Below are 8,186 nucleotides of genomic sequence, written 5' to 3'. Positions count from 1 at the left end.
GCTACTGGCCTTGAATAAAGTGCGCCAAGCGCACAAATATCCTTGATCTGCTTGACTACAGAATATCTGCCATGGAATGTCTGTCAACCCCGCAGCCGCTTCGCGGTGCGCATAGCGCAGGGTTGACTGGCATTCCATGACAGATAAAGTAGTCATTAAGCAGACCAAGGATTATAGTGACAGTTCAAACTGTCACCATTTCCAAATCTATATGATTTCAGCATCTAAAAAGGTGACCACCTCTAATGAAGTGATCACCTTTTCTCTTGACTTGTTTTGTTTATTTGGCCTATCTACTTGACAGACCCCTGTTCAGAGCTACAAAACGCTTTTATTTTACTTTCATGTATAGAGATTACTAAATTCTTTTCTATCTGTTCTGACCAAGATAAATGAAGCTACAACTGCTATCATTGTCATGACTATTGAGAACACCCAGGCTGGTTCTGTTCCAATTTCGTCAAAAAGACTTCCACTTACATACTGCACGATTCCACTCATAAAAGCAGATGAAAAGCTTGTTACTCCGTAGATCCTTCCTCTATAGTTTTCTGGAACTCTCTCTGACAAATAAGCTCCAATTACTACAGTTGTGAGTATCTCGCCAAGTGTGAACATTATGATCGAAGCATAATAGCCTGCGATCACGCCAAATGATAACAAAAACATGCCAAAACTTATGGTCTGAAGAAGTGTACCAAAGGCATACTTTTTAGGAAGTGGCATCTTCTCAAGAAGCATTGTAAGAAGCGGTGTACACAGAACTACAATTATACAGTTGACGCTATTTACCGTACCATAGATAAGAGACCCATTTTCCGGATAAGCCATTGAAATATCAAGTGGCATCAGATATCCAAACTGTGAATATGCTCCCTGATAAAAGCTAAAAGCTATGATAAACAAAACAAGGCTCTTACTAGCACTTATGATCTTAAGTATATTCTGTTTATCAGCTTCTTTATTATCTTCTGTGTTCCTATCTGAACTTATGACCTCATCTTCTTCGCTCTCTGGATTTTTTACAAAAAGAGCTATGAGTACGGTTGATACAGATATAGCAAGACCGCTTATTATAAAGCAAAGCCACAGATAATCATTAAACAAAAATCCAGCAAGTGTCGGCGACAATATAAGACCAATATTCGATCCAAGATAAAGCAGCGAAAATGCCTTTTCTCTTTTGTCAGCTGGAGTGATCGCAGCCACAAGCGCCTGATAAGCAGGGCCCTCCAAGGTCTGAAAAAGAGCACCCACAAGCAGAACGCAAAGAGAATAAAAGGAAAGCGGCATAACGCCGCTTATTACAAACAAAATGATAGATACGATGTCACAATATATTATGACTCTTTTCTTGTTGTATTTATCTGCGAGATGTCCACCAACTAGATTAGCAGGAAGAAACATTATTCCTGAAACAATTATGAACGATGCCGTTTCTGCGGCATTTAAACCAAGTTTTTTATTAAGTATAAGTGTCATCATGGGCCAGATCATGGCGCCAAGATTAGTTACTATCCTCCCAAGAAAGAGAATATAATTCTCCTTCTTTAATCCTTTATATTGAGTAAAAATTTTCATGTCCTTTTCCTTGTAGCAAAGTCAATAATAGCCTTGCCATAATGAATGAGCGCTACACAAACCAGCAAAAATAACTGTGTGTAAAAAATACCAACGATGTAATAGTTTCTTTCAAGGAAGTATCCAAGCTTAAATCCAATACTACCTAGAACTGCTGTGAGAACAATGCTTGCTAAAAGATATGGCAGATTTAAAAATACTCTTTTGATATTAGCAACAAAGTCCTTGAAGGAAGCGTCAAAATAAACGAATCTACCGATCATAAGGCCAAAGTAATACATCATTACTGGTCCGTACTGGCTTCCATCACCTATTGCATTTAAGAAGATAAGAAGAATGATCACATAGAACATTCCAAGCATTCTCATGGTGGCCTTTTCTTCACCTGTAAGAAGCTTTAGAGGGATAAGAAGTGCATCAAGAATAGAGTTGATAACACAGGATAAGCAGATAAGGAGAAGTAACATAAAGTCCTTACCGTCAGCCCATGCCTGAATAAAAGCTGCTTCGCCCCCTGTCAGCCCACCTATAACGCCTTTTTCCACAAGAGAATATACATGGTTGATGATGACATAAGCGCAAGAAAATGACATTACGGAAGTTCCAGAAATGATCATCTCAAAGAGCTTATGAATTCTCACATCAAAGTCTTCTCTTAAATATTCATCTCTATTTTTCTCACTGTATCTTTGGGCTATAGCTACTGAAATGCCATAGATAATGATCACGCAAAGCCCAATAGCTGCAAAGGTCATAAGTAAGAAAATAAGCTTTTGTACAAATGTAAAATCCGGATTAAAATATGCCTGAATGTTCATGCCTGATATCCCTTTTAATCATCAAATCAAGTTTCACTTAGTTATTTCTGTATAGCGCTCTGGTCTTCTGTCTCTAAAAAGCCCCCATGAAGAGCGATTCTTTCTGATCTGGTCAAAGTCGTATTCAGCATAGATGATCTCTTCCTGATCACGGCTTGCTCTTGCAAGAAGGTCTCCTGTTTCATCAGTAAGGAAGCTGTTTCCATAGAAAGTAAGACTGGACTTTTGTCCGCCATTTTCCTCTGATGGCTCCACATCTTCTCTTCCGATCCTGTTCGCTGCAGCAACTGGAATGATATTAGCAGCAGAATGTCCCTGCATTGTGCGCATCCAATGACCTGAACTATCAACCTCAAGGATTGGCTCAGAACCAATAGCTGTAGGATAAAGAATGATATCTGCGCCCTTAAGAGCTAGGCACCTTGCGGTCTCTGGGAACCACTGATCCCAGCAGATGCCTACACCAACTCTGCCATATTCTGTATCAAAGACCTTAAATCCAGTGTTGCCAGGTGTGAAATAAAACTTCTCCTGATAGTAGTGATCATCTGGAATATGGGTCTTTCTATAGATTCCAAGGTTTGTTCCATCAGCATCTATCATTGCTACAGAGTTATAGAAGGTGTTTCCCTCCTTCTCATATACACTAATTGGCATTACCACCTTAAGCTCTTTGCATACCTTCTGAAAATGAAGTACTGCAGGATTTTCAGAAATAGGAAGTGCCAGATCATAGTAATCATAGCGTCTTTCCTGGCAGAAATACTTTCTCTCAAAGAGTTCAGATAAAAGAATGATCTTGGCTCCATTTGAAGCTGCCTTTCTAACAAGCTCTTCTGCCTTATTTATGCTGTTTTGAACCTGCTCACTATCATTTGCAGCTACTTTGCCGCAAGCATACTGAATGCAGGCTACTTTAATTTTATTTGCCATATATTTTCCTCTTACAAATTATCCTGGAATCTGCTGCGTAATGCAGTGGATATTGCCCCCACCTAAAAGAATAGCTCTGGCAGGAATTCCAACAACCTCTCTATCCTTACACAGTTCCTTAAGTATTTCAATAGCTCTTTTATCACTATCTGAATTTTCTCCGCCAAACTGGGGAACTAGCACTGCGCCATTTACATAGTAGTAGTTAACATAGCTAGCTGCAAGGCGCTCGCCAGCTTCTCTCATATCTTCACCCTCTTCAAACTCATAGTTTGAAAGATCCTTATCAGTTACGAGAACTGGATGATCAGGAATAGGCAGCTTATGAACCTTTATTTTTCTGCCCTTTGCGTCAGTTTCCTTTTCTAGATAATCAAGACATGCCTTAGAAAGTTCATACTGAGGGTCGCTCTCATTGTCCGTCCAGGCAAGGACTACTTCAGAAGGAGCTGTAAATGCGCAGACGTTATCCACATGTTCATTGGTTTCATCGTTATATATTCCACGAGGAAGCCATAAGACTTTGCTTACTGCAAGATAATCTTTAAGCTTCTGTTCAATCTGCTCCTTGGTCATTGATGGGTTTCTACCTGCACTTAAAAGGCAGCTTTCTGTAACCATTGCTGTTCCTTCGCCGTCAACGTGAATAGAGCCGCCCTCTAATACAAAATTAGCTGCATCATACATGTCAGCGTCCAGGGCCTTACAGAAGTTTTCTGCAACCTTGTCATCCTTATCCCAAGATGCATAGAGTCCATCCACTTCGCCGCCCCAGGCATTAAAGCTCCAGTTGATGCCGCGAAGACCGCGTTTTTTATCTGTTACAAAAGTTGGTCCCACATCCCTTGCCCAGGAATCATCTGATTCTATAGGAAGGACAACACATCTGTCATCTAAAAGATCTTCCAAGAGAACATCATCTTCGCTTACATCCTTAGGAAGGTCTGCTTCCTTAAATAGACGCTGAAACTCCTTTTCATATCCGCCATTAACCTTAAGCTCTTCACAATACCCCTTAGTTACGTCGTAAAGAAGCTTAACAGCTTCCTCATAGTGCTTCTCATCTGCTAGTAAAAAGAGTCTTTCTCTTTTAATTATCTCTAAGAAAATCCTTGAAAAGCTTTCAAGAGCCTCAGTTCTATCTTTTCCCCAGCTGCCTGGTCTTGTTGGATATATCATGAGAGTTCCAAGATGCTTTGAAAACTCAGCCGGCATGCTGTACCCATCTTTTGCAGGAGTATTATTTGTAATCTTATTCATATCCCTATCCTTGTCTCATTCTAAAAAATCATAATCTGCACTTAAAGTCTTCGTATCCGAAGGTTTTTAAGACTTCTACGCTTCCATCTTCATGCATGATATCAATATCAGGAAGTGCCATACCATTGAAGGTATTGTTCTTGACCATACTGTAAATAGCCATATCTTCAAATATGAGCCTATCGCCAATCTCTTTTTTATCATCAAAGCTAAAGTCTCCGATGACATCACCAGCAAGGCAGGTTCTAGATGATAATCTGTAAGTATAAGCCTTTTCATCAGCTTCGCCAGAATCTCTAAGAGGTGGTCTGTAAGGCATCTCAAGAACATCAGGCATATGGCATGCTGCAGATGTATCAAGTATTAGGACTGGATACTTCTCAGTTTCAACTATATCCATTACTGTAGTTACAAGGTAGCCAGCATCAAGAGCTATAGCTTCGCCTGGCTCAAGATAAACTTCTATTCCATAGGTATCTCTGATTCTCTTAACAAGTGTGATAAGCCCCTCAACGTCATAGCCTTCTCTTGTGATATGGTGTCCGCCTCCAAGGTTGATCCACTTGATCTGATCAAAGAACCTTGCAAAGTCCTTTTCAACTCTTTCAAAGGTTTCTTTAAGTGGCTCAAATCCCTGCTCACATAAGGTATGGAAGTGAAGACCTTCAACGCCCACAGGAAGTGTATCTGGCATGTTTACGTTTCTGATTCCAAGTCTAGAACCTGGAGCACATGGATCATAGATCTCATGGCCGTCCTGAGTGCTGTACTCTGGATTTATCCTAAGTCCTACAGAGAGCTTTCCTTCAGCCACCTTCTTTTCCCAGACTTTTCTGTGGTGCTCAAGCTGATTTATGGAATTAAAGACAATGTGATCTACAATACTTACAAGTTCCTTAAATTCCTCATCCTTAAAGGCTGGCTCAAATACATGGTTTTCAAGCTTCTTGCCATTTGCATTACATGGCATCAGCTCCTCATGAGCAAGCTTTGCCTCATAAAGGCCAGAAGCTGTTGCTCCTGTAAGATATTTTGCTACTAGTGGATATGTCTTATATGCAGAAAATGCCTTCTGAGCAAGAAGTATCTTGGCTCCAGATTCATCCTGAACCCTCTTTAGGATCTCAAGATTTTCTCGTAGCTTTTTTTCATCAATAACATATGCAGGTGTCTTTATATTTTCTAAATTCATAAATACCTCAAAAATAAATAGTGGATGACCCGCAGATCATCCACTATAGTATAGCACAAATCATTTAGTAAGCTTTAAAACTAATGTATAACACATGCTTGTAAGAATACATTCAGCAAGTATAAGGCAAATAGTAACTATGTTGGCATTTGTAACAGTTCCAAGCCATACCACAAGTACCATAAGTCCCATGGTAAGGAACATATTTGTAAACATGTATGAACAAACTGCTGCTCCCTGCTTGATGACCTCTATCTCATTTTCCCAATCAAGCCTCATGAACTTGATACCACATACACATCCAAATGTAGTGGAAAAAGCACAAAGGACAAGTCCAAGTATCAGATAAAGAACTGCATTGATGAGTGATACCTTAGCTGAAATACAAAAGCAAAGAATTCCAAAGACTACAGCAGGAACTGTAAGGTACATGTTAAAGAGCATCTTGCCCTGATATATAGTCTTCTTTTCAAGGGGAAGACTCTGAAGTATCCAGTAGTTCTTGCCTTCAAGAGATGGAGAACTAGCTACAGATGAGAGCATTCCAACTAGGAAATAAACAAACAAAGGAATCGCTGGGTGCAGGACGTCAGTAGGTATTGGAGCTCCTTTGGTGATCACATATACCACCTTATCAAAGCCAACGATCAAAACTGCTATACCAGCAATAAGAGCCATCACAACGCCAGCTCCTACGTTAACGCAGTAATTAGTTGAGCCCATGAATCTCCTAAACTCTTTATAAGCAAGAGTATTTAGAACACTCTTTTTCTTTTGACCAGAAAGCTTGTAATCTTTCCTAGCCACATGACTCTTAAGAGCTGAATTGATCTTCCTGTAATTCTTGCCAACTATAGTAAATACAGCCATCAGCAAAAGAACTGATACTGCCACAAATAATACTGCATATAAAAGGCCGGCTATCTTACACTCTCCAACAAGTGTAACTGCCTTTGAGAAAAGAGCTGCTGGAAAATAATATGCATTGGCCTTTTTATTGAACTCATCAAAGGCTACTGCAATATCCACTCCAGAGTTATTCTTGGCAACTGCTTCGATTATGTATGAAAGTGAAAAGCAAAACATAACGAAGATAAGCGTAAGAACTGTTTGAATAGTATTCTTTTTCTCAAATCCAGAGCTGACCTTGGCTATAAGAAATCCAATAAATGAAGCAATAAGCATCGGAATGATGGGAATAAACAAGGCAAGGCAGATCCACACTGGATAGATCCAAAATGCTGATCCACTAAAGATACCATAGCAGACCATCATTGTAAGTGATACAACTGCGTACCAAGGAAGGCTCTTAACATACATGTAAAAGAATCTGCACATAGCAATGTCTTTTACCTTAAAAGGAAGAGCCATGAGCATATCGTACTCTTTAAAGTTAAAAAGATATCCATTGGTCTTAAAAAATGTAAATATAAAGGCAATAGATGAAACTGTTACAGCGCATATTGTAGGAACAATGCTGATATATCCTGTAACCCCAAGGCCAATACAGCCCATTGCTGAGTATAATATGAGCATAGCAAAGAGTATGAACATTCCAACAAATCCAGCTATGCTTCTACCCTTCTTTTTCTTGTCAGTACTATATTTACTGATATTTGATAGGCTGGTAGAAAGAAGAAGGGTCTTGAGTAATAAAATATTCTTACTTTTCATCCTCCACCTCCAGGAATACTGATTCCAAAGACTGGCCCTGTGTCAGTTCTTCCATTGTGCCTGTTTCTATGATCTCGCCCTTTTTGATGATGGCAATCTTGTTACATAGCTTTTCTGCAACATCAAGTACATGTGTTGAGAAAAAGACTGCTGCTCCATTTTCACACATATCATGCATTATCTGCTTAAGAGTAAATGAAGCCTTAGGGTCAAGTCCTACAAAAGGCTCATCCAGGACCATAAGCTTGGGCTCATGGATAAGGGCTGAGATAATAGCAACCTTCTGCTTCATTCCGTGTGAATATGAACTAATGAGGTCTCCCAAAGAATCTGTGATCTCAAACATGTCCGCATACTTCTTTATGAGAGTCTGTCGCTTTTCCTCATCAATCTCAAAAACATCTGCAATAAAGTTCAAATACTGTATTCCTGTAAGATTCTCGTAAAGATCTGGATTATCAGGAATATAAGCTGTTAATTTCTTACATTCAAGTGGCTCATCCTTTACTGAATGACCGTCAATAAGGATCTCTCCCTCATCGAAATCAAGAACCCCAACAACAGCTCTTATAGTTGTGGACTTACCTGCTCCATTGTGTCCAATAAAGCCGTAAATATCCCCACTTTCTACTGTTAGATTTATATCGTTTGCAGCTTTCTTAGAAGCTCCATACGATTTTGAATAATGCTTAATATCAAGTACTACATTCTGTCCCATAACTCTTCTC

The 8,186-nt window shown here is 39.5% G+C and carries 7 protein-coding genes; all 7 read right to left on the bottom strand.

What is annotated here, in order from left to right; all coding sequences use genetic code 11:
• Nucleotides 1-342 precede the first annotated feature (342 nt).
• Genes BLS24_RS01370 through BLS24_RS01340 form a run of 7 tightly spaced genes read right to left on the bottom strand, consistent with a single transcriptional unit; the run spans nt 343 to nt 8,176 of the window.
• Nucleotides 343-1,581: an MFS transporter gene (locus tag BLS24_RS01370; protein ID WP_091755389.1), complete on the bottom strand. Its 1,239-nt coding sequence runs from the start codon at nt 1,579-1,581 to the stop codon at nt 343-345.
• On the bottom strand, nt 1,578-2,399 hold the full coding sequence (locus BLS24_RS01365; protein WP_091755387.1) for a hypothetical protein: 822 nt from the start codon (nt 2,397-2,399) through the stop codon (nt 1,578-1,580). Before BLS24_RS01365 ends, BLS24_RS01370 begins: the two co-directional genes overlap by 4 nt.
• Nucleotides 2,400-2,432: 33 nt before the next feature.
• A complete protein-coding gene (gene aguB / locus BLS24_RS01360; RefSeq protein ID WP_091755385.1) occupies nt 2,433-3,332 on the bottom strand; it encodes an N-carbamoylputrescine amidase in 900 nt (299 codons plus the stop codon).
• Between the two features lie 18 nt (nt 3,333-3,350).
• Entirely contained in the window at nt 3,351-4,592 is a 1,242-nt protein-coding gene (gene aguA / locus BLS24_RS01355; RefSeq protein WP_091755383.1) for an agmatine deiminase, read from the bottom strand.
• A 28-nt stretch (nt 4,593-4,620) separates the two neighbouring features.
• Nucleotides 4,621-5,784, bottom strand: a complete 1,164-nt coding sequence (gene nspC / locus BLS24_RS01350; protein WP_091755381.1) for a carboxynorspermidine decarboxylase — start codon at nt 5,782-5,784, stop codon at nt 4,621-4,623.
• Between the two features lie 60 nt (nt 5,785-5,844).
• Entirely contained in the window at nt 5,845-7,458 is a 1,614-nt protein-coding gene (locus BLS24_RS01345; RefSeq protein ID WP_091755379.1) for a putative ABC transporter permease subunit, read from the bottom strand.
• Nucleotides 7,448-8,176, bottom strand: coding sequence for an ABC transporter ATP-binding protein (locus tag BLS24_RS01340; RefSeq protein ID WP_091755377.1), 729 nt, complete (start codon nt 8,174-8,176; stop codon nt 7,448-7,450). The genes BLS24_RS01345 and BLS24_RS01340 overlap by 11 nt, the downstream gene beginning before the upstream one ends.
• Nucleotides 8,177-8,186 lie beyond the last annotated feature (10 nt).

Origin of the sequence: Butyrivibrio sp. INlla18, assembly GCF_900103635.1 — a bacterium.
In the GTDB taxonomy this organism is placed as follows: Bacteria; Bacillota; Clostridia; order Lachnospirales; family Lachnospiraceae; genus Butyrivibrio.
The sequence above is the reverse complement of the archived record's forward strand: the minus strand, read 5'-3'. Positions and strand labels throughout refer to the sequence as shown.